The sequence below is a fragment of the Colwellia sp. BRX10-4 genome, from assembly GCF_014077465.1.
In the GTDB taxonomy this organism is placed as follows: Bacteria; Pseudomonadota; Gammaproteobacteria; order Enterobacterales; family Alteromonadaceae; genus Colwellia_A.
This window is the reverse complement of sequence record NZ_JACGVZ010000169.1, coordinates 1-227: the sequence shown is the minus strand read 5'-3', so window position 1 is coordinate 227 and position 227 is coordinate 1. Positions and strand designations below refer to the sequence as shown.

The 227-nt window shown below is 45.8% G+C and carries 1 protein-coding gene; it reads right to left on the bottom strand.

Translation table 11 applies throughout. From position 1 onward, the window contains the following. Positions 1 to 227: hypothetical protein (locus H4J67_RS21370; protein ID WP_182204972.1), on the bottom strand; the 227-nt coding region annotated here is incomplete at both ends.

Genomic DNA, 227 nt, shown 5'->3' with positions numbered 1-227 from the left:
AGTTCACCTTCAGCGAGAGTAACGGTATCACCAGCATTATAGGTATTCCCACCAACCGTAAAGCTGGTTACCGTGAGTGGACCATCAGCAGTTTCTGCATTGTCTAACACATTGCCTGTGGCTGTTGTATCTTCAGCTGTTGTAACAGATTCACTATCATCACTTAGATCAGACACTGGTGTCACTGAAATGGTTAGTGTAGAGCTCTGTGTATCACCTGCACCGTC